The organism is Corynebacterium uberis (genome assembly GCF_020616335.1).
Classification (GTDB): domain Bacteria; phylum Actinomycetota; class Actinomycetes; order Mycobacteriales; family Mycobacteriaceae; genus Corynebacterium; species Corynebacterium uberis.
On sequence record NZ_CP085051.1, the window covers coordinates 1 to 19,721 of the forward strand.

18 protein-coding genes and 2 tRNA genes are annotated in these 19,721 nt (G+C 63.9%); 16 read left to right on the forward strand and 4 right to left on the reverse strand.

Annotation, left to right across the window (positions count from 1 at the left end; genetic code table 11):
* Positions 1-1,668, forward strand: coding sequence for a chromosomal replication initiator protein DnaA (gene dnaA / locus LH390_RS00005; RefSeq protein WP_227281189.1), 1,668 nt, complete (start codon positions 1-3; stop codon positions 1,666-1,668).
* A gap of 590 nt (positions 1,669-2,258) precedes the next feature.
* On the opposite strand, the gene LH390_RS00010 is transcribed toward dnaA, so the two are convergent.
* Positions 2,259-2,930 (reverse strand): helix-turn-helix transcriptional regulator, encoded by a 672-nt coding sequence (locus LH390_RS00010; RefSeq protein ID WP_227281188.1) that lies wholly within the window; start codon positions 2,928-2,930, stop codon positions 2,259-2,261.
* A gap of 100 nt (positions 2,931-3,030) precedes the next feature.
* Between LH390_RS00010 and LH390_RS00015 the strand changes: the two genes are divergently transcribed.
* From LH390_RS00015 to gyrB, 5 genes are all read left to right on the forward strand, one after another.
* Positions 3,031-3,876 carry an alpha/beta fold hydrolase gene (locus LH390_RS00015; protein WP_227281187.1) on the forward strand — a complete coding sequence of 282 codons (846 nt, stop codon included), beginning with the start codon at positions 3,031-3,033 and terminating at the stop codon, positions 3,874-3,876.
* Positions 3,877-4,612: 736 nt separating this feature from the next.
* Positions 4,613-5,800: a DNA polymerase III subunit beta gene (dnaN, locus tag LH390_RS00020; RefSeq protein WP_227281186.1), complete on the forward strand. Its 1,188-nt coding sequence runs from the start codon at positions 4,613-4,615 to the stop codon at positions 5,798-5,800.
* Positions 5,801-6,025: 225 nt separating this feature from the next.
* A complete protein-coding gene (gene recF / locus LH390_RS00025) occupies positions 6,026-7,234 on the forward strand; it encodes a DNA replication/repair protein RecF (protein WP_227337375.1) in 1,209 nt (402 codons plus the stop codon).
* The gene (locus LH390_RS00030) at positions 7,227-7,883 is read left to right on the forward strand and encodes a DciA family protein (RefSeq protein ID WP_227281184.1); all 657 of its coding nucleotides are present in this window, start codon (positions 7,227-7,229) and stop codon (positions 7,881-7,883) included. Before recF ends, LH390_RS00030 begins: the two co-directional genes overlap by 8 nt.
* 153 nt (positions 7,884-8,036) lie before the next feature.
* Positions 8,037-10,106, forward strand: a complete 2,070-nt coding sequence (gyrB, locus tag LH390_RS00035) for a DNA topoisomerase (ATP-hydrolyzing) subunit B (protein WP_227281183.1) — start codon at positions 8,037-8,039, stop codon at positions 10,104-10,106.
* Between the two features lie 517 nt (positions 10,107-10,623).
* Here gyrB and LH390_RS00040 read toward each other — a convergent pair.
* The 3 genes from LH390_RS00040 to LH390_RS00050 form a co-directional block, all read right to left on the reverse strand.
* Positions 10,624-11,070, reverse strand: coding sequence for a DUF6918 family protein (locus tag LH390_RS00040; protein ID WP_227281182.1), 447 nt, complete (start codon positions 11,068-11,070; stop codon positions 10,624-10,626).
* A 185-nt stretch (positions 11,071-11,255) separates the two neighbouring features.
* Positions 11,256-11,531 carry a TetR family transcriptional regulator gene (locus tag LH390_RS00045; protein ID WP_227281181.1) on the reverse strand — a complete coding sequence of 92 codons (276 nt, stop codon included), beginning with the start codon at positions 11,529-11,531 and terminating at the stop codon, positions 11,256-11,258.
* A complete protein-coding gene (locus LH390_RS00050; RefSeq protein ID WP_227281180.1) occupies positions 11,528-11,731 on the reverse strand; it encodes a CopG family transcriptional regulator in 204 nt (67 codons plus the stop codon). Before LH390_RS00050 ends, LH390_RS00045 begins: the two co-directional genes overlap by 4 nt.
* 101 nt (positions 11,732-11,832) lie before the next feature.
* Here LH390_RS00050 and gyrA point away from each other — a divergent pair, with 101 nt between their 5' ends.
* The 10 genes from gyrA to LH390_RS00100 all read left to right on the forward strand — a co-directional run bounded on the left by gyrA (position 11,833) and on the right by LH390_RS00100 (position 19,705).
* Positions 11,833-14,436: a DNA gyrase subunit A gene (gene gyrA, locus LH390_RS00055; protein ID WP_227281179.1), complete on the forward strand. Its 2,604-nt coding sequence runs from the start codon at positions 11,833-11,835 to the stop codon at positions 14,434-14,436.
* Between the two features lie 64 nt (positions 14,437-14,500).
* Entirely contained in the window at positions 14,501-14,836 is a 336-nt protein-coding gene (locus LH390_RS00060; RefSeq protein ID WP_227281178.1) for a DUF3566 domain-containing protein, read from the forward strand.
* Positions 14,837-14,904: 68 nt separating this feature from the next.
* Positions 14,905-14,981 (forward strand) — tRNA-Ile (locus tag LH390_RS00065).
* 9 nt (positions 14,982-14,990) lie between these two features.
* Positions 14,991-15,063 (forward strand) — tRNA-Ala (locus LH390_RS00070).
* A gap of 154 nt (positions 15,064-15,217) precedes the next feature.
* Entirely contained in the window at positions 15,218-16,108 is an 891-nt protein-coding gene (locus LH390_RS00075) for an ABC transporter ATP-binding protein (protein WP_227281177.1), read from the forward strand.
* A complete protein-coding gene (locus LH390_RS00080) occupies positions 16,105-16,863 on the forward strand; it encodes an ABC transporter permease (RefSeq protein ID WP_227281176.1) in 759 nt (252 codons plus the stop codon). Before LH390_RS00075 ends, LH390_RS00080 begins: the two co-directional genes overlap by 4 nt.
* On the forward strand, positions 16,847-17,974 hold the full coding sequence (locus LH390_RS00085) for a sensor histidine kinase (protein WP_227324320.1): 1,128 nt from the start codon (positions 16,847-16,849) through the stop codon (positions 17,972-17,974). Before LH390_RS00080 ends, LH390_RS00085 begins: the two co-directional genes overlap by 17 nt.
* Complete coding sequence (locus LH390_RS00090; RefSeq protein ID WP_227281174.1) at positions 17,971-18,588, forward strand: response regulator transcription factor; 618 nt, start codon at positions 17,971-17,973, stop codon at positions 18,586-18,588. Before LH390_RS00085 ends, LH390_RS00090 begins: the two co-directional genes overlap by 4 nt.
* Positions 18,589-18,761: 173 nt before the next feature.
* Positions 18,762-18,986 carry a hypothetical protein gene (locus tag LH390_RS00095; protein ID WP_227281173.1) on the forward strand — a complete coding sequence of 75 codons (225 nt, stop codon included), beginning with the start codon at positions 18,762-18,764 and terminating at the stop codon, positions 18,984-18,986.
* A 29-nt stretch (positions 18,987-19,015) separates the two neighbouring features.
* Positions 19,016-19,705: a hypothetical protein gene (locus LH390_RS00100; RefSeq protein WP_227281172.1), complete on the forward strand. Its 690-nt coding sequence runs from the start codon at positions 19,016-19,018 to the stop codon at positions 19,703-19,705.
* Positions 19,706-19,721 lie beyond the last annotated feature (16 nt).

Genomic DNA, 19,721 nt, shown 5'->3' on the forward strand with positions numbered 1-19,721 from the left:
GTGGCGGACCACCAAGACCCGGTTGACCCTCTCCACCAAACCTGGGCACACGTCGTCGACGAACTCCTGCGTCGCTCCAACGACCCCGCCTCCGACGTACCCCCCGTCAGCCACCGCATGCTCGCCTTCCTGCGCCTGGCCCAACCCATCACCATCGTCTCCGGATACGTCGTCCTGGCCACCCCACACCAGATGGCCAAAAACGTCGTCGAAGTCGAACTCGGCCCCCACATCGCCCACATCTTCTCCGAGCAGATGGGCCAGCCCTGCGGCCTGGCCGTCAGCATCGACCCCAACGCCGGCCAACACCCCGCAGCAGCTACTGCACCCGCCACACCGCCCGCCAACCCAGAACCGGACAACCCACCCGCACCGCTGCCTCCCGCCGTCACCACCCAGACCGCCGAAGCGCCGGCACCGAGCGTGACCCCCGGGGCGTCGATAAGCCAACCCGCACCACAACTGCCCGCCCAACCCGTCATCGATGCCGAACCCGCCGTTCCCGCCTGGGCCACCACCCACGGGCCCGCGCAACCCGCCGACGACGACCAACCCACCCCCAGCCAACCTGACCTGCGGCCCGCCAGGCGCATGCCGCGCGAACAACCCGCGCACGACCCCAACCGCCAAACCTCACTCAACCCGAAATACACCTTTGAGACCTTTGTTATCGGCTCCTCCAACCGCTTCGCCAACGGCGCAGCAGTAGCAGTCGCCGAAAACCCCGCCCGCGCCTACAATCCACTGTTCATCTCCGGAGGATCCGGGCTAGGCAAAACCCACCTCCTCCACGCCGCCGGACACTACGCCAAACAACTGCAACCCTCGCTGCGCATCCAATACGTCTCCAGCGAAGAATTCACCAACGACTACATCAACTCCGTGCGCGACGACCGCCAGGAATCCTTCAAACGGCGCTACCGCAACCTGGACATCCTCATGGTCGACGACATCCAATTCCTCCAAGGCAAAGAAGCCACCCAGGAAGAGTTCTTCCACACCTTCAACGCCCTACACCAAGCCAACAAACAAATCATCCTGTCCTCCGACCGGCCCCCCAAAGAACTGACCACCCTGGAAGACCGCCTGCGCACCCGCTTCCAAGCCGGCCTCATTGCCGATATCCAGCCACCAGACCTGGAAACACGCATCGCCATCCTGATGAAAAAAGCCGAAGCCGACGGCACCCGTGTCGAACGCGACGTCCTCGAACTCATCGCCTCACGCATCGAATCCTCCATCCGCGAACTCGAAGGCGCCCTCATCCGCGTCTCCGCATTCTCCTCACTCACCCACGAACCCATCACCATGGCCATGGCCGAAGCGGCACTCCACGACATCATGCCGGACGCCGATGACGTAGAAATCACGCCCAGCACCATCATGGAAACCACCGCCGACTACTTCAACATCACCCTAGAAACCCTGTGTGGCCAGGGAAAAACCCGCGCAGTCGCCCACGCTCGCCAGCTGGCCATGTACCTGTGCCGCGAACTAACCGACCTGTCGCTGCCGCGCATCGGCGAACAATTCGGCGGCAAAGACCACACCACCGTCATGTACGCCGAACGCAAAATCCGCAAAGAAATGCAAGAAAAGCCGGACACCTACAACGAAATCCAGCGCCTGACCCAGACCATCAAGACCCGGGGGCGCACCGGCGCCTAGAAACCACGGGGCTGGTGCGGCGCTGCGGTGCTGCGCCTGTGTTGCGGCCGGCGCTGCGGCGCTGCGGTGCTGCGGTGCCTGGCTGCGGTGCCGGAATTTTTCGAACATGTCGTAACCTGCCGCGGAAACTAAATTCTGACCTGCGAAAACGCCGGCGCCGAAAAATCCGTGCAGACATCAGATGACCGCATGACCGCAGTGCCGCACGTTGTGCTGGGTGCGGCGGCCGGGGCGGCGTCGATATGCGGCAACCCGGCACAACAGCCGCCGCGCAGTGCCAGATATTCGAACATGTCGTAACCTGCTGCGGAAACTATTTTCTGACCTGCGGAAACGCCGCCCCCGGAAAATCCGTGCAGACATCAGACGACCGCATGATCACAGTGCCGCACGTTACGCACGGTGCGCAGCCCCGGGGCGGCGTCGATAAGCAGAAAAGCGACCGCGCGCCGTGGCCGACCGTGACCGGTGAAAACAGTTATCCACAGTCTCCACAGGTTTGTCCACAACTGTGTAATTACACAAATGTGACTACATGTTGCACGTCGCCAACGTGGCTCCTGCACTACGAAGAAATGCGCGCCCACAACTCACCGCGAAACCTCCTGTGCACTGCGCGCACCCGCAGGTGGAACGCCAATTTCTGCGATGCTGTGGCCGGCGCAGTGCACCCGGGTAACTGCCGCTGCGCGCACTCGCGACAGAGCGAACCAGCGGATGGCGTTGCGCATGCGACACCACGCGACGAGGTACCAGCACCCGCCGGTGGCGGCAAAGATGATCGGCTCGACGTCGCGGCGGGATTCTTCGCCGGCGGCGGTGGTGTATTCGATGCGTGCTACGCGCTGATCGGTCATCGCTTGTTCCAGCGCGGAGCGGATCACGCGGGGGCATGCCGGGCCGGGGTCGACCCAGACTCGGTGCGCTAGTTGTTCGGCCTGCCTGCGGGTGTGGGGGTCGAGGGCGGCCAGTATTGTGGCGGCCCCTGCCGCGGCGAGGTCGGCGTAGGGGGCGTTGGCGGCTGCTGTCACCGCCGCTACCAGGGCCATCGCTTGGGCGGGTGTGAGCCGGATCGGGGGTAGTTCGGCGCCTGGTACCAGGACGTATCCGCCTCCGGGTCCGGGCCGCGACCAGATGGGTAGGCCTGCGGTTTCTAGGGCGGCGATGTCGCGTTTGATGGTGCGCACGGATACCTCGAAACGCTGGGCGAGCTGTTCGGCGGTCATTCCGTAGGTGCCGCGGCGGCGAAGGGCTTCTGACATCGCGTGGAGTCGTTCGGATCGCTTCACACCCATACCGTGCCATAATTCATGCCATAAATAGTGACATACCGCTGTCCACCGTGTCTGGCACCATCGCGCTATGACTTCCCACAGGCACGCACACAAGCACACGCACAAGCACACGCACAGACCCCCAGCGCTCATCCTTGTTGCTGGTCATTGGCTCGGCGGGTGGGCATGGCAGCAGGTTGTCGATCACCTCACCAACGCCGGCCTGCAGGGCGTTGCGCTGACCTTGCCTGGCCTCGACGCCGCCGATCCGGCGCGGGCAACCAGGACGTTGGCCGAGCAGGCCGACGCCATCGCCGAGGTGGCCGCGCACCTTGCCGCCGAAAACATCGAGAACACCGAGAACACCGAAAACGCCGCGAGCGCCAAGCCGATCCTGGTGGCCCATAGCGGTGCGAACGGCCCGGCGAGCATCGCCCTGGATCGCCGCCCTGATCTTTTCGGCCGGGTCGTGTGGGTGGATTCCGGCCCTGTCTCGCCGGGCGGCGTCTTCGATCCGACGTTTCCCGATTCCGCTGAGCAGCTAGCCCTGCCCGCTTTCGACGTCTTAAGCACGCGCGCCAGCCTCGCCGGGCTCTCCGCCGCTGATCTGGAGCGTTTTCGCCGCCACGCCGTCCCCGAGCCGGGTCCTGTGATTCGCGGGGTCGTTGAATTGCACAATCCCGCCCGCCGGCACGTGCCCAGCACGCTGGTGTGCTGCTCGATTTCCGGCCGCCAGCTCATGGCCATGGCGCATGCGGGTCATCCCATGTTTGCCGAGGTCACCACCCTGACCGACCTGACCATCGTGGACCTGCCAACGGGTCACTGGCCGATGTGGAGCCGTCCCCGCGACCTGGCACGCCTGCTTATCGACGCCGCCGTGCCCACCCCCGCACCCTCCAGCACCGCGAGCACGCCGCCCCCGGGCCTGTGACCTGTCTGGTGCAGGGTAACGCGAATCCTGACCAGGCAGATCGCGGTTATCCACACTTTCCACAGGGTTGTCCACAGACGTGTAATTACAAGAATGTAACTCAGTGTTCTTACTCTCAAAAACGGCGTCATCCGCGCGCGGCGGGCCGCCCCGCAGCCGCGCAACGCACCCCCGCACTCCCCGAACCCAGGGCTCCTGTGACCGCCTCTAGCTACGAAAGAAAATAACAAAACCCCAGGTCAGCCCTGTGGAGGGTGCTGTGAGACACAACGGTTGGATGGTGGACAGCCTGTGGACAACTCGACAAGCCCACGAGTTATCCACAACCCCCCGATGTTGTCCACCGGTTGTCCACACTCCATCCACACGACGAATCGCCGAGCCGAGCAGCATCGATACCCCCTGCTCCACAGAGTGCACAGGACTTACTGCCGTTACTAAAAATTTTCCTGAACTTAACTAAGAAAGACAGGGCGTGTGGACAGGTTGAACGCGACGTCGCTAAGCAACGAACACGAAGTGAGCCGATCCGAGCGCCTGCGGGCGCCCCGGTGACCGGCGAATCACACAACTTGGCAAACCCGTAGGCTGTGCCGGTACCTTGGAGTTGTTATTTGATCCACGTCCGTGGCGGGCAGCGGTGACCGCGCAGCCGCGCCAGTGTGTGGGTTGCGCACCGTGGGTTGTGTTATTTGGTCAGTTAGTTACCGTTTTCGGCGCGAGGAGCTTGAAACACATGGAGTCAGGGCACATCTCTTTCCGGGTTGCCAAGGATGACCTGGGCGATGCGGTTGCGTGGGTGGCCCGCAACCTCCCCACAAAAGTTGCGCAGCCGGTGCTGCGCGCCATGCTCATCACGGCCGACGATGAGGGCCTAGAAATCGCCGGCTTTGACTACGAGGTCTCCACCAAAGTTCGGCTGTCCGCCCAGGTCAGCCAGCCCGGACGCATCGCCGTAGCCGGCAAACTCATCGCCGAGATTTCCAACACCCTGCCAAACAAGGACGTGGAGATCCGCGCCGACGGCTCCGTGGCCGTCATGGTGTGTGGTTCCTCCCGCTTTGAGCTACCCATGATCCCGCTGGATGACTACCCGCAACTTCCCACACTGCCCGAGGTCACCGGCACCATCGACCCGAAGCTGTTTACCCGGGCTGTCACCCAGGTAGCCGTGGCCGCCGGCCGGGATGACACCCTGCCCATGCTCACCGGCGTGCACATGGAGGTTTCCGGAAGCAACGTCGAACTGGCGGCCACGGACCGTTTCCGCCTGGCGCTGCGCACCTTCGAGTGGAATCCCGCTTCCCCAGACGTGTCAGCCAACCTGCTCATTCCGGCAAAGACGCTGCTGGAAAACGCGCGCACGCTGGACCCGCAGACTTCTGATCCGATTGACATTGCGGTGGGTACCGGCGACCAGATTGGCCGCGAAGGACTTTTTGGTGTTCATACCGATAATCGGGAAACCACCACCCGCATGCTCGACGCGGAATTCCCCAACATCAAGCCGCTGCTGCCTAAAGTGCACACCTCTGTGGCAACGGTAGAAATCGCGCCCCTTTTGGAAGCCATCCGCCGTGTCTCGCTGATGACGGAACGCAACGCGCAAATTCGCATGCAGTTTTCAGAAGGACAAGTCATCCTGTCCGCCGGTGGTTCGGATTCCGGCCACGCGGAAGAACCCCTGCCCTGTGCTTTCACGGGTGCAGATGAACTCCTCATCGCCTTTAATCCCAGCTATTTGAAGGACGGCCTGGGTGTCATTGACACCGACCGGGTGGTCTTTGGGTTCACCGAGCCCTCCCGCCCGGCCATCCTGGTGCCCGAACCCGATGAGCTGCCGGAGGCCAACGCGGACGGGACGTTCCCAACGCCGCAGACGGACTTCACCTACCTGCTCATGCCGGTGCGACTTCCGGGCTAACCAGGGCCCACCCAGGCGAACCCAGGGGCTCACCTGGGGCTAACCCTGACCCGCAAGAGCTCAGGCCTCACCTGGGCTAACCAGCTCAATCAGGGGGTGCGCGGGGCGCAGGCCAGCGGATTCCCTGCGGAGTGGAGAAAACAGCAGCTAGGTGCCCTGATCGCGGCCGTACCCACAGTCGCGCACGGGACCTATGAGGAGACCCACGAGGAGAGGTGTTCTGGGTTGTATGTCAGCCACTTATCGCTGCGGGACTACCGGTCCTGGGCGCAGCTGAGCATCGACCTGGAGCCGGGGGTGACCCTGTTTGTTGGCCGCAATGGCTTTGGCAAAACAAATATTGTTGAGGCCTTGGGGTATGTGGCGCATTTGAGTTCGCACCGGGTGTCGTCGGATGCGCCTTTGGTGCGTGAATCCGCCCCGAATGCGCGGGTGTCTGCCACGGCTATTAATCAGGGCCGCGAGCTGACCTCGCACGTGTTAATTAAGCCGCATGGGGCAAATCAGGCGCAGATTAATAGGACGCGTTTGCGTTCTGTTCGTGAGGTGTTGGGGGTGGTGCGCACGGTGTTGTTTGCGCCGGAGGATTTGGCGTTGGTGCGTGGGGAGCCGGAACAGCGGCGTCGTTATGTTGATGACATTATTGCTATGAAGTGGCCGCGTTTGGCGGGGGTGAAGGCTGATTATGACAAGATTGTGCGGCAGCGCAACGCGTTATTAAAAACCGCTTCTGGCGCGCTGCGTCGTGGTTATGATTCGGAGTCCGGCGCGGATGCGCTGGCCACGTTGGATGCCTGGGATGGGCGTTTGGCGGCACTGGGTGCCCAGGTGATTGTGGCGCGCAGGACGCTCATTGATGCGCTTCGTCCGCACGTTGAGCAGGCGTATGCGGCGTTGGCGCCGGAGTCGCGCCCGGCGGGTATTGCCTATCGTTCCAGCGTGGAGGGGGAGGATTGTCGGGATGTTGCGGAGGTGGAGGCGCAGCTGCTGGCGGGGCTGGGTGCTGCGCGTCCGCGGGAGATTGAGCGGGGGTTGAGCCTGGTGGGCCCGCATCGTGATGATGTGGAGATCACCCTGGGCACCCAGCCGGCTAAGGGTTTTGCTTCGCATGGGGAGACGTGGTCGTGCGCGATTGCGTTGCGTTTTGGGGAGTTGGAGTTGCTGCGGGAGCAGGGCTCGGATCCGGTGCTCATTTTGGATGATGTCTTCGCGGAGCTGGATGCGCGCCGCCGGGAGAAGTTGGTGGCGCTGGCTACGAGCGTGGAGCAGGTGCTCATCACTGCGGCGGTGGATGAGGATTTGCCGGAGAACTTGGAGGACAAGATCATCGCCCGGCATGTGGTGACGGTGGCTGATACGCCGTCGGGCCGGGTGTCGGTGCTCGGGGAGCAGGCGCCTGAGCCCGGCGCCACGGGGGATGGCCAGGATGACTGACCAGTCCGACCCGATTGACCAGGCGTTTGCCGCGATGCGGGCGGCGGCGAAGCGGCGCGGCGGCACGGTGCCGCGGCTGGGTAGTAAGCAGGGCAGCCAGCGTCGGAAGCGCTCGGAGGGGCAGCTGTTTGCCGCGCTTTCCGACGCCCCCTCTGCCGCGCCGTCCGCACCCATCTCCGGCACTGCTGTCACGCCTGGCGTGACCATCCCTGGGGTGCAGGTGCCTGCCGGTTCTCGTCGGCGCCGGGGACGGGGGATGCCCACCGGCCGTGACGGGCGCAGGATTCCGCGCAGTAGGGACGTCGATAAGCTGGGTGCGATCCTGGGTGCGGAGATTTCGCGGCGCGGCTGGGGGCGCGGCATTGCCGGCGGGTGGGTTGCCGGGCATTGGGAGGAGCTGGTTGGGCCGAAAATCGCTGCGCACGCGACGGTGGAGATGATTAAGGGCACGACGCTGTTTATCACCTGCGATTCCACAGCGTGGGCGACGAATTTGCGGCTCATGCAGCGCCAGATTTTGCAGACCATTAGGGGCAAGGTCGGCGCGGATGTGATCACGGAGTTGAAGATTTTTGGGCCGAAGGCGCCGTCGTGGCGCAAGGGGCCGCTCCACGTGAAGGGCCGCGGACCGCGCGATACCTACGGCTAGGATCCCGCCAGCCGTCGGCGACGTACCGGCCGCTGCGCTAGGCGCGACGTGAAGGGGCCATCAGCGTTCCAAAGCCCCTGCCGCGTGGGGGGTTACGTACGTGTAGAATGAAACGGTCTAACACTGATTCACATAGAGGAGTGCACGTTTCACGTGGCTACTACCGAACACGAATATGGCGCCTCATCGATCACCATCCTTGAGGGGCTAGAGGCCGTACGTAAGCGGCCGGGCATGTACATTGGGTCGACCGGTAAGCGCGGCCTGCACCACCTGGTGTGGGAGGTCGTGGACAACTCGGTCGATGAGGCCATGGCCGGCTACGCCTCCAAGGTCGTTGTCACCCTGCTCGCCGACGGCGGCGTGCAGGTTGTTGATGACGGCCGCGGCATCCCCGTGGAAATGCACCCCTCCGGGGCGCCGACCGTCCAGGTGGTGATGACCCAACTTCACGCCGGCGGCAAGTTCGACTCCGAGTCCTACGCGGTCTCCGGCGGTCTGCATGGTGTGGGCATCTCCGTGGTCAACGCCCTGTCCACGCGTGTCGAGGCGGACATCAAGCGCGACGGCAAGCACTGGCTACAGAACTTCAACAACGCCGTGCCCGAGCAGCTGGTTGAGGGCGGCAACGCCCGCGGAACCGGCACCACCATCCGGTTCTGGCCGGACCCGGAGATCTTTGAAACCGTCGAGTTTGACTATGAGACGATCTCCCGGCGCCTCCAGGAGATGGCCTTCCTGAACAAGGGCCTGACCATCACGCTTATCGACGAGCGCGCCACCGACGAAGAGCTCGAACTCGAGGCACTCGCGGAGGCCGGCGACACCGCCACCTCGCTCGACCAGATCGACGATGCCGCCGACGCCGCCGACATGGAGGTCGTGGACCCCGACGGCGACGGCCCCGCCCCGGCGCACCTGAAGAAGAAGGAAAAGAAGCGCGTCTTCCACTACCCCAACGGGCTGGAGGACTACGTCAATTACCTCAATAAGAACAAGTCTCCCATCCACCCGTCCATCGTCGCCTTCGACGCCAAGGGCGAGGACCACGAGCTTGAGCTGGCCATGCAGTGGAGCACCGGATACAAAGAATCCGTCCACACCTTTGCCAACACCATCAACACCATCGAGGGCGGCACCCACGAGGAGGGCTTCCGCTCCGCGCTGACGTCCTTGATGAACAAGTACGCCCGCGAACACAACCTGATGAAGGAAAAGGACGGCAAGCTCACCGGCGAAGACTGCCGCGAAGGCCTGTCCGCCGTCATCTCCGTGCGCGTCGGCGACCCCCAATTTGAGGGCCAGACCAAAACCAAGCTGGGCAACACCGAGGTCCGCTCCTTCGTCCAGAAGATGACCAACGAGCACGTCGGCCACTGGCTAGAGGCCAACCCCGCCGAGGCGAAGGCCATTGTTAACAAGGCCATCTCTTCGGCCCACGCCCGCCAGGCCGCCCGCAAGGCCCGCGAACTGGTGCGCCGCAAATCCGCCGGCGACATGGGCGGACTGCCCGGCAAGCTTGCCGACTGCCGCTCCAAGGACCCCAAGGCCTCCGAACTGTTCATCGTGGAGGGCGACTCCGCCGGCGGCTCCGCCAAACAGGGCCGCGACTCCATGTACCAGGCGATCCTCCCGCTGCGCGGCAAGATCCTCAACGTGGAAAAGGCGCGCCTAGACAAGGTGCTCAAAAACGCCGAAGTCCAGGCCATCATCACCGCGCTGGGCACCGGCATCCATGACGAGTTTGATATTGCCAAGCTGCGCTACCACAAGATCGTGCTCATGGCCGACGCCGACGTGGACGGCCAGCACATCGCCACCCTGCTGCTGACCCTGCTGTTCCGCTTCATGCCGGACCTGGTCGAGGAAGGCCACGTCTACCTGGCCAACCCGCCGCTGTACAAGCTCAAGTGGCAGAAGGGCGAGCCGGGCTACGCGTTCTCCGACGCCGAGCGCGACGAGCAGCTTGCCGAAGGCCTGGAAGCCGGCCGCAAGATCAACAAGGACGACGGCATCCAGCGCTACAAGGGCCTGGGCGAGATGAACCCGAACGAGCTGTGGGAGACCACCCTGGACCCCACGACCCGCATCCTGCGCCGCGTGGACCTCCACGACGCCCAGCTTGCCGACGAGCTCTTCTCCATCCTCATGGGCGATGACGTCACCGCCCGCCGCTCCTTCATCACCCGCAACGCCAAGGATGTCCGCTTCCTGGACATCTAGCTGGCTGGCTACTGCTGAACACACCCCGGGCCGCGCGGCTCGGGGTGTTTTTGTGCGTTTATCGCCTGCTTTTCGCCTGCTTATCGACGCCCCGCGTCCCCCCGCGGTTGCTGCGCCTCACCGCGCGGTTGCTGCGCGGGGCTGTGCGGCCGGCTGGTATTCGAACATGTCGTAACCTGCCGCGGAAACTAATTTCTGACCTGCGGAAATGCCGGCGCCGGAAAATCCGTGCAGACATCAGACGACTGTATGACGGCGGTGCCGAACGTTACGCACGGTGCGGCGCTCCGGGGCGGCGTCGATATGCGGCAACCCGGCACAGCGGCCGCCGCGCGGTACCAGATATTCGAACATGTCGTAACCTGCCGCGGAAACTAAATTCTGACCTGCGGAAACGTCGCCCCCGGAAAATCCGTGCAGACATCAGACGACCGCATGATCGCGGTGCCGGACGTTACGCTGGGTGCGGCGCCCCGGGCGGGCGTCGAGAAGCAGGAAAACGACGCCCGGCTCGCGCTTACTTGGCGTGCTTTTCAATAACCTCGCCGAGCTCGGGGAGCACGGGGGTGACAATCTTCTCGGCCTTGCCGCGCAGGGACTTGTACACGCCGGCTACGGGGCCGGGGAGGTTGTCGGTGTTGCGGTCGGCGACGTTGAGGAGGGCGTCGCGAGCTTCTTGGTCGTGCGCGGCCAGGTAGTCGCCGAAGTTGCCTGCGGCAGCGGCGTCGTCGTTGGTGTAGCCGTTCCACAGAGGCGCCAGGGACTCGAGGAACTGGGGGAGGAGCTTGTTGATGCCGCGCTCGATGAGGGATTCATCGACTTTTGTGGCTCCTTTAACGGCGGTCTTCAGGGCGGTGCCGGACAGGCCGCTTTGGTTATCGATGGTCTTCTGGGTCAGCGCGGCGAGGTCGGCGACGAGGGCATCGCGGCGGTCTGGTTGGGTCAGTTCGTTGAGGTCAGTCATGGTTTCTCCTTGCGTTGAGTGGGTAGGGGTAGAGAAAAAGGGACTTTCATGGCCTGCGCGTTTGGGGCGCGCGGGTGATGAAAATCCCTCAAGATGTTGTGGCTCTTCCGCCACAGGAGTTAACTGTAACCACAACAGTCACATACTGTACCGGAAGTGCCTGGCGCGTCGCCACATCGGGCACCTTACCGCGTGGCAGGCTCGTATAAGTCCCGAAGCACGTTAGTTGCCACAGTTGCCATCAGATCGTTATCCGCGTCGAGGGGGCGCAGGGCAAGGATCTGTCTGCGCAAGCATGTGGCCTGACTATCGACGTCGCGGTGCACCGGGACCCCACGCAGGCGTGCGGTTGTCGCGGCGGCGCATGCGGCGAGGTCGGCGTAGGTGCGCACGCGGGCTCCGGTGTGGGCGCAGACGGCGTCGGCAATGGTGACCAGGTCGTCGAAGCTGAGTCCGGTCATGGGTGGAGGCGTGTTTCGGCGTCGCGGTATTCGGCGAGGTTGTCGTGGGCGAGTTGGGCGACGTGGGCGTCGGAGAGTGTGCGGGCTGCTTCGGCGATGATGGCGCGGAGGGCGGCTTCGTGTTTGGAGCAGCCGTGTGCGGTGGCGAGGAGGCGCAGGGCGCGGTCGGTGGGGGCGTCGAGACGCAGGGTCATGGCCATGGCGCACATGGTATCACGGTGATACCGCCTCAGCCCGGGGAAAGTCGCAGACGGCTATTATGGGACTGTCTGATAGCCACATCGAGCATTGAGGTGACAATTTGAGCGACAACACCGGTGGCACCGGCGAGGACCTCTTCGACCGCATTCATCCCATCGATATCAATGAGGAGATGCAGTCGAGCTACATCGACTACGCCATGTCCGTCATTGTGGGCCGCGCGCTGCCTGAGGTCCGCGATGGCCTCAAGCCCGTCCACCGGCGCATTTTGTACGCCATGTTTGACTCGGGCTACCGCCCGGAGCGCGGGTATGTGAAGTCGGCGCGCCCTGTCTCGGACACGATGGGCCAGTTCCACCCGCACGGCGACTCGGCGATTTATGACACCCTGGTGCGCCTGGCCCAGGACTGGAATATGCGCTACCCGCTGGTAGACGGCCAGGGCAACTTTGGTTCGCGCGGCAATGACGGCCCGGCCGCCATGCGTTATACGGAGTGCAAGCTCACTCCGTTGGCTATGGAGATGGTGCGCGATATCCGCGAGGATGCCGTCAATTTCTCCCCGAACTATGACGGCAAGACCATGGAGCCGGACGTCCTGCCGGCGCGGGTGCCTAACCTGTTGATGAACGGCTCCGGCGGTATTGCCGTGGGCATGGCCACCAACATTCCGCCGCATAACCTGCGCGAGTTGGGCGAGGCCATTAATTGGCTGCTGGATAACCCGGACGCGAGCGAGAAGGAGGCCCTGGAGGCGTGCATGGAGCGCGTCAAGGGCCCGGATTTCCCCACCGCGGGGCTGATCATTGGTGATCAGGGCATCAATGATGCCTACACCACGGGACGCGGGTCGATCCGGATGCGCGGCGTGACCACCATTGAGGAGGTGGGCAATCGCCAGACCATCGTGATCACGGAGCTGCCTTTCCAGGTCAACCCGGATAATTTGGTCTCCAACATCGCTGAACAGGTGGCTAGCGGCAAGCTGGCGGGCATCTCCAAGATTGACGATGAGACCTCGGATCGCGTGGGCCTGCGCATTGTGATCACCCTCAAGCGCGACGCGGTGCCGCGCGTGGTGCTTAACAACCTGTTCAAGCACTCGCAGCTGCAAACCAATTTCGGCGCGAACATGCTCTCCATTGTCGATGGGGTGCCGCGCACCCTGCGCCTGGACCAGATGCTGCGCTACTACGTCGCCCACCAGATCGACGTCATCGTGCGGCGCTCCCAGTTCCGCCTGAACAAGGCGGAGGAGCGCGCCCACATCCTGCGCGGCCTGGTCAAGGCCCTCGACGCCCTCGATGAGGTCATCGCGCTCATCCGCGCGTCCGCCACCGTGGACATCGCGCGCAGCGGGCTCATGGAGCTTCTCGACGTCGACGAGGTACAGGCCGATCACATCCTCTCGATGCAGCTGCGCCGCCTGGCGGCCCTGGAGCGGCAGAAGATCATCGACGAGTTGGAAGAGGTCGAGGCAGAAATCGCCGACCTGAAGGACATCCTGGCCTCCCCAGCCCGCCAGCGCGCCATCGTGCGCGACGAGCTCGGCGAGATCGTGGAGAAGTACGGCGATGAGCGGCGCACCCAGATCGTCGCCGCCACCGGCGACGTCTCCGAGGAAGACCTCATCGCCCGCGAGAACGTGGTGGTCACCATCACCTCCACCGGGTACGCCAAGCGCACCAAGGTGGACGCCTACCGCAGCCAGAAGCGCGGCGGCAAGGGTGTGCGCGGCGCGGAGCTGAAGTCTGATGACGTGGTGCGCCACTTCTTTGTCAGCTCCACGCATGATTGGATCCTGTTCTTTACCAACTTTGGCCGCGTCTACCGCCTCAAGGCCTATGAGCTGCCGGAGGCCTCCCGCACCGCGCGCGGCCAGCACGTGGCCAACCTGCTGGAACTCCAGCCGGAGGAGCGCATCGCCCAGGTCATCCAGATCCAGTCCTATGAGGACCAGCCCTTCCTAGTGCTGGCCACCGCCCAGGGCCGGGTGAAGAAGTCCCGCCTGGCGGACTATGAGACCAACCGCTCCGGCGGCCTGATTGCCATCAACCTGGCCGAGGATGATCGCCTCATCGGCGCCGCCTTGTGCAACGAGACCGATGACCTGCTGCTGGTCTCTGAAGAGGGCCAGGCCATCCGCTTTACCGCCGACGATGACCAGCTGCGCCCCATGGGCCGGGCCACCGCCGGCGTGAAGGGCATGCGCTTCCGCGGCGATGACCAGCTGCTGGCCATGTGCGTGGTTACCGAGGGCGGGTCCCTGTTGGTGGCTACCACCGGCGGCTACGGAAAGCGCACGGACATGGAGGAGTACAACGTCCAGGGCCGCGGCGGACTGGGCGTGGTCACCTTCAAGTACACGCCCAAGCGCGGCAAGCTCGTTGGCGCCCTGGCGGTCCAGGAGGACGATGAGATCTTTGCCATCACCTCCGCCGGCGGGGTGATCCGCACCCGCGTGGATCAGATCCGCTCCTCGGCGCGGGCGACCATGGGCGTGCGCCTGGTCAACCTGGAGAAGGGCGTGCAGCTGCTGGCTATTGACCGCAACGTCGAAGGTGAGGGTGAAGAAACGGCCGAAGCGGTAGCCACCGGCGCCGTCGATGGGCCCGCCGACAAGGACAAGGGCGCGCAGGCCACCTTCGCGGACATCCCCGGGGTAGAATCTGACGCAGCTTCCGGCGAGCCTGAAGAAAAATAGGCACCAGTACCAGCACGCTCCAGTAGGTACCGTTAGGTACCAGAAGGCAAAGGACTAATCCACGATGGCCCAAAGACAAGTAGTAGTCGCCAGGATCGCCCCGGCCTCAGCCTTTAGAGTTGCCCTGGCGCTATCCCTGGTCGGCCTAGCCGCCTGGATCCTGTGCGTGGTGGTCCTCTACTTCGGCATGGAGGCCGCGGGCGTGTGGGACAAGGCCAACGGCATCATTGGTGGCATCGGCGGCGAGGAGGTCATCTCCTTCGGCATGGTGGTCAGCGTGGCCGCCCTGTTCGGCGCGGTCTTTGCCATCCTGATGACCATCCTGGCGCCCATCGTCGCCCTGATCTACAACGCCGTGGTGGATCTCTTCGGCGGAATCGGGTTGACGCTCCACACCTAGGAAACGGGCGGTGAGCAGGGAATTTGTGTTCACCGCCACGCTCTGGGTAGAGTTACAACTCGTTCCACGGGCCTATAGCTCAGTCGGTTAGAGCGCATCGCTGATAACGATGAGGTCGCAAGTTCGATTCTTGCTAGGCCCACCAAGGAACGATGGGGCATTAGCTCAATTGGTAGAGCACCTGCTTTGCAAGCAGGAGGTCAGGAGTTCGATTCTCCTATGCTCCACAGCATCGTTCACCACAACCCGGTTCGCCACAACACTGGCGCGCCGGGTTTTTGCATAACTGCCTCCACCGGCTCACCACCATGACAGGCGCCACAGCCCACCTATGACTTTTGGCACGGGTGCCCGCCCGCCGGCCCGCGTGTACTGGGTGGCATGAATGCACCGCTGCTGTCACTGCGCACCATCCACCAACGCTTCGGGCCCGTCGTGGCGCTAGACGGGGTGAGCATGGAGGCGTTTCCCGGCCAGATCGTGGGCCTGCTGGGCCCTAATGGTGCCGGTAAATCTTCGCTTATCGACGTCGCCCTCGGCCTCACCGCACCCACCTCCGGGGAGGCCCTGCTGTGCGGGGTTGCCCCGCGTGCGGCGATTCGGGTCGGGCGCGTGGGCGCTCTGTTGCAAAGCGGGGAGTTGGTGCCGGGGCTGAGGGTGCGGCGCACGGTGGAGACGGTGGCGTCGACAATGCGCAGCCACATTGGGGTGGAGGCGGCGCTGGAGGCCGCGGGGATCGCGGATCTGGCGGGCCGGAAGGTGGGCACCTTATCGGGTGGGCAGCGCCAGCGGCTGCGTTACGCGTTGGCGCTGTTGCCGGACCCGGACGTGCTCATTGTCGATGAGCCGACCACCGGGATGGACGCCCAGGCGCGCCACCACCTGCTAGCAGAACTCCAGCGCCAGGCCTCCCGCGGGCGGGTGATCGTCATGGCCACCCACTACCTGGCCGAGGCGCAGCAGGTGTGCGATCGCATCGTGGTGCTCAGCAAGGGCCGGGTGCTCATCGACGGCCCGACTGACCAGGTGCGCGCGCGGGTGAACCGCAAGACGGTGGTGGCGACGGTGCCCACGCACTGGGTGCGTGAGGTGGGCAGCGATGCGCAGGTGGTGGGGGCGTCGACAAGCGACGGGTGGGTGCGCATCCGCGCGCAGGTTGCCGATGGCGACGGTCTAGCAGCGCGGATCCTGCAGGCCGGCGGCCACGATTTAGAGATCACCCAACCCAGCCTGGAAGACACATTTGTGCAGCTCACGGAGGAAGACCAATGACCTTTACCCTGCTGGAAATCCGCCGCATGCTGGCGGATAAGACCACGCTGTTTTTCTCCACCGCGCTGCCGGTGGCGATGTACCTGATGTTCGGTGCGCTCCAGCCCTTTGCCCAGGAGGAACTTGGGCGTGCGAGCGTGGGGGCGCGCGTGCTGGTGAGCATGACGCTCTACGGGGCGCTCGTGGGGGTGGTGGCCACGGTGGGCACGAGTGTGATTGAGGCGAGGCAGGGGTGGGCGCGTCAGCTTGCGCTCACGCCGCTGAGCCCGCTGCACCGCACGCTCACACAGCTGGCGGCGGCGCTGGTGGCAGGAGCTTTCCCGATCGTGGCCACGCTCACCGTCGGCGCGTTAACCGGGGTGCGTATGCCCGGATGGTGCTGGTTCGCCGTCGCCGGGCTATGCCTGATCAGCACGGTGCCCTGGGTGTTCTATGGGTTGGCATGGGCGCTGGCGTGGCCGCGCTCGGCGGCGGTGGCCGTGGCGAGCACGCTCATTGTGGTGCTGGGGTTCGCCGGAAACATGTTCACCCCGCTGCCTGCTGACCTGCTGGGTTGGGCGCGCTGGACGCCCACCTGGGGCGTCAACGTCCTTGCCGGGTACCCGGTGGCCCAAGGGCTGCAACCCATCCAGGATCCTCCCTACCTGGTGGCTGAACAGTGGTGGCCGGCGCTGCTCAGCGCGATCATGTGGACGGTCATGTTCGCGCTGAGCTGCGCAGTAGTGGCATTCTGGCGTCGTGAACACAAGGCTTAAGGGCGCGTGGCTGCGGGAGATCGACTGGTTTTCGGCAGCCATCGCCGGGATCTGGTTGGTCATGGCGCCCGTCATCTCCATCGCCGTGGCACGTAGTGCGGCCCCGGCCTGGAAGGTGTGGTGGTCCGCGCTGAGCGTGGCGCTGTTTTGCGTGGTCTACCTGGCCGCATTCGCGTTTGGGGCCACCCGCCCGCGCCGGGTTCCGCGCCACGCCCGTTGGTGGGTGTGGTGGTTGGCGCTCATCGCGGTTGCGGCGCTGAGCAGCGTGGGCGTGGGTTTCCGGGTGATCTACCTGAGCAACTTCCTGGTCGCCTTCGTGGCGTTCCAGGCGCCCTTCTGGTGGGCGGTGGCGGGAACGGCGGCGTGCATGGGGCTGTCGCTGGTGATTAGCTTCGCGCATTCCTGGGGTGAGACGGAACCCGGTTCGGTGCTCATGGGGCTGGCCATTCCCGTCATCCTGCTGGTGATGGGGCGGCTGATCGTGCACCAGACGCGCCTCGAGGAGCTGACCCGCGAGCTGGAGCTTGCCCAACAGCGCGAGGCCATGGCCCGCGACGTCCACGACCTGCTGGGGCACAGCCTGACGGTGATCAACCTCAAGGCGGAGCTCGCGCGGCGTTTGCTGGACATGCAGCATGCCGACGCCGCCCGCGGCGAGGTCGCAGCCATCGCCCAGCTCTCACGCACCGCGCTCCACGAGGTCCGCGAGACCGTCACGGGCACCCGCCAGCCCACACTGAAGGCCGAACTTGCCGCCGCGCGGGCAGCAGTGCAGGCGGCAGGCGTAGACGTGACGGTCACGGACCTGCGCCCCCACGCAACCCCTGTTTTGTCCTCGGCTTCCGGCGAGCCTGCTGCCGAGGGCTTGTTGGCGTGGGCGCTGCGCGAGTCCGTGACCAACGTGGTGCGCCACGCCCACGCCCGCTCCTGTGCCATCACGCTGGGTCCGGGATGGATAGAAATCCGCGACGATGGGCGCGGCGGCGCGCAGGTTGGCGCAGGTACGGGGCTTGCGGGACTCATCGCGCGTTGCGACGCCGCCGGCGCCACCGTGCGCATCACCTCCCCCGCAGGCGGTGGCACGGTGGTACGTGCGGAGGTCGGGCCATGACCATCCGGGTCCTGCTTGCCGATGACCAAGCCCTCGTGCGCGGCGCCCTCGCCGCCCTGCTGTCCATGGAACGCGACATCGAAGTCGTCGCCCAAGTAGACAGCGCCGCCGGGCTTGCCGAACACGCTCAGCGCAGCCGCGCAGACGTCGCCCTGGTGGACATCGACATGCCCGGCGGGGGCGGGTTTGCCGCCACCGAGCACCTGCGCGAGGACTACCCGGCGTGCCGAGTACTCATAGTCACCACCTTCTCCCGGCCCGGATACCTCGCCCGCGCCCTGGCCGCCGGGGCACGCGGCTACGTGGTCAAAGACGCCCCGCCCGAAGAACTTGCCCAGGCCATACGCCGCGTCCACTCCGGACTGCGTGCCATCGACCCAGCACTGGCCGCCGAATCCTGGGCCACCATCGCCTCGCCCCTGACACCCCAGGAAGAGCAAGTAGCCCGCCGCGCGCTGCGGGGCCTAAGCCCCGGTGACATTGCCCAGGACATGGGCATATCTGCCGGTACTGTGCGCAACTACATCTCCGCGATCATTGCCAAGACGGGCGCGGGCAACCGCTTTGAAGCGGTGCGGGTGGCCGAGGAGCGGGGGTGGATTCTCCCGGGATAGGGCGGGTGCTGGTGGCCCGTGGGGGACAGCAAATTTCAGTGCGTCTACCTGCGGGAATCGTGCTCTAAACGTTGATCGATGTTGACGGGTTTGCCAAGGTGATGCATCATTCAACCAAGGGGGCTGAGTGCTCTGTTCCCTATGATGTTCTACCGAATGATGAGGAGTAGGTCATGGAAAACGCAACGCTTAATGAGCACTGGATGACCCACAAGCAGGTCCTGGAGCGGCGAAACTTTATCTCCGAGAAACTTCGAAACCTCGATTATCTTGTGGATGAAGGTGTTCCACTTTCGCGGAAGGATCTTGATGATTTAGCTTCTATTGGTGCGCTCTCGGTGGGGGATCGTCGTCTTTATGATGAACTCTGTGCGCTTGATTTTCTTGTTGAAGACTAAGCACTAGGTATCAGAAGGGGGGCGGCCTGATGAGGCTAAAAGAACTAGTCGATGAGTTTAAAGATCAACTAAAGTCTACACTGATAGATTCGTTTCCATTGGTGGATGTGGAGTTTCATTCCTACGGTGACATCAATGCTGAACGATACACGTTGCAGGTGAATTTCCCCCTCAATTTTAATCCTCCTGGAGGTCCAGCATATCCTTCCGGACTATACTCTGCATTCGTAGTGTACAACCTTTTTCTCAGTGGGCGTAGTAAAAATCTAGCAGTGGCTAGGTCATGTTTTAGCCTAAAAGTTGGTACTGCCCCGGTCTTAAGGTTTGACTACGAAAAAGAAAAAAGCTCTCATCCGGCAGCCCATCTTCACTTTACTGGGGTAGGGAACTGGCTTAGCCCTGCGCTAATGATTAATCGACCGAACAAGGATTCCCGGCAGGGAAAGCTAGAGGCGTTGCATATACCGGTCGGAGGACACCGTTTTCGTCCGAGTATCGAGGAGTTTATCTACTTCCTGATCAGGGAATGCGGATTTGAGGGTAAATTCGGGTGGGAGGAACGTATTGTAGTGACACGGGATTCATGGCGGGACATACAGCTTTGTGCCGCGGTTCGGGATAATCCAGATGTGGCGGCGCAGACACTTAAGAGTATGGGTTATGGGGTGTCATTACCTGAAGGAATCACTCCGCCGAAAAAACGCGATCTTGGCTGGTAAATCGCAGCAGTTAGGT

Excerpts from the sequence above, each read along its gene's own strand:
- LH390_RS00010 (WP_227281188.1), bottom strand. The coding sequence starts at position 2,930 with ATGTCAGAAGCCCTTCGCCGCCGCGGCACCTACGGAATGACCGCCGAA.
- LH390_RS00015 (WP_227281187.1), top strand. The coding sequence starts at position 3,031 with ATGACTTCCCACAGGCACGCACACAAGCACACGCACAAGCACACGCAC.
- dnaN (WP_227281186.1), top strand. The coding sequence starts at position 4,613 with ATGGAGTCAGGGCACATCTCTTTCCGGGTTGCCAAGGATGACCTGGGC.
- LH390_RS00030 (WP_227281184.1), top strand. The coding sequence starts at position 7,227 with ATGACTGACCAGTCCGACCCGATTGACCAGGCGTTTGCCGCGATGCGG.
- LH390_RS00040 (WP_227281182.1), bottom strand. The coding sequence starts at position 11,070 with ATGACTGACCTCAACGAACTGACCCAACCAGACCGCCGCGATGCCCTC.
- LH390_RS00045 (WP_227281181.1), bottom strand. The coding sequence starts at position 11,531 with ATGACCGGACTCAGCTTCGACGACCTGGTCACCATTGCCGACGCCGTC.
- LH390_RS00050 (WP_227281180.1), bottom strand. The coding sequence starts at position 11,731 with ATGGCCATGACCCTGCGTCTCGACGCCCCCACCGACCGCGCCCTGCGC.
- LH390_RS00060 (WP_227281178.1), top strand. The coding sequence starts at position 14,501 with ATGGCCCAAAGACAAGTAGTAGTCGCCAGGATCGCCCCGGCCTCAGCC.
- LH390_RS00075 (WP_227281177.1), top strand. The coding sequence starts at position 15,218 with ATGAATGCACCGCTGCTGTCACTGCGCACCATCCACCAACGCTTCGGG.
- LH390_RS00080 (WP_227281176.1), top strand. The coding sequence starts at position 16,105 with ATGACCTTTACCCTGCTGGAAATCCGCCGCATGCTGGCGGATAAGACC.
- LH390_RS00090 (WP_227281174.1), top strand. The coding sequence starts at position 17,971 with ATGACCATCCGGGTCCTGCTTGCCGATGACCAAGCCCTCGTGCGCGGC.
- LH390_RS00095 (WP_227281173.1), top strand. The coding sequence starts at position 18,762 with ATGGAAAACGCAACGCTTAATGAGCACTGGATGACCCACAAGCAGGTC.
- LH390_RS00100 (WP_227281172.1), top strand. The coding sequence starts at position 19,016 with ATGAGGCTAAAAGAACTAGTCGATGAGTTTAAAGATCAACTAAAGTCT.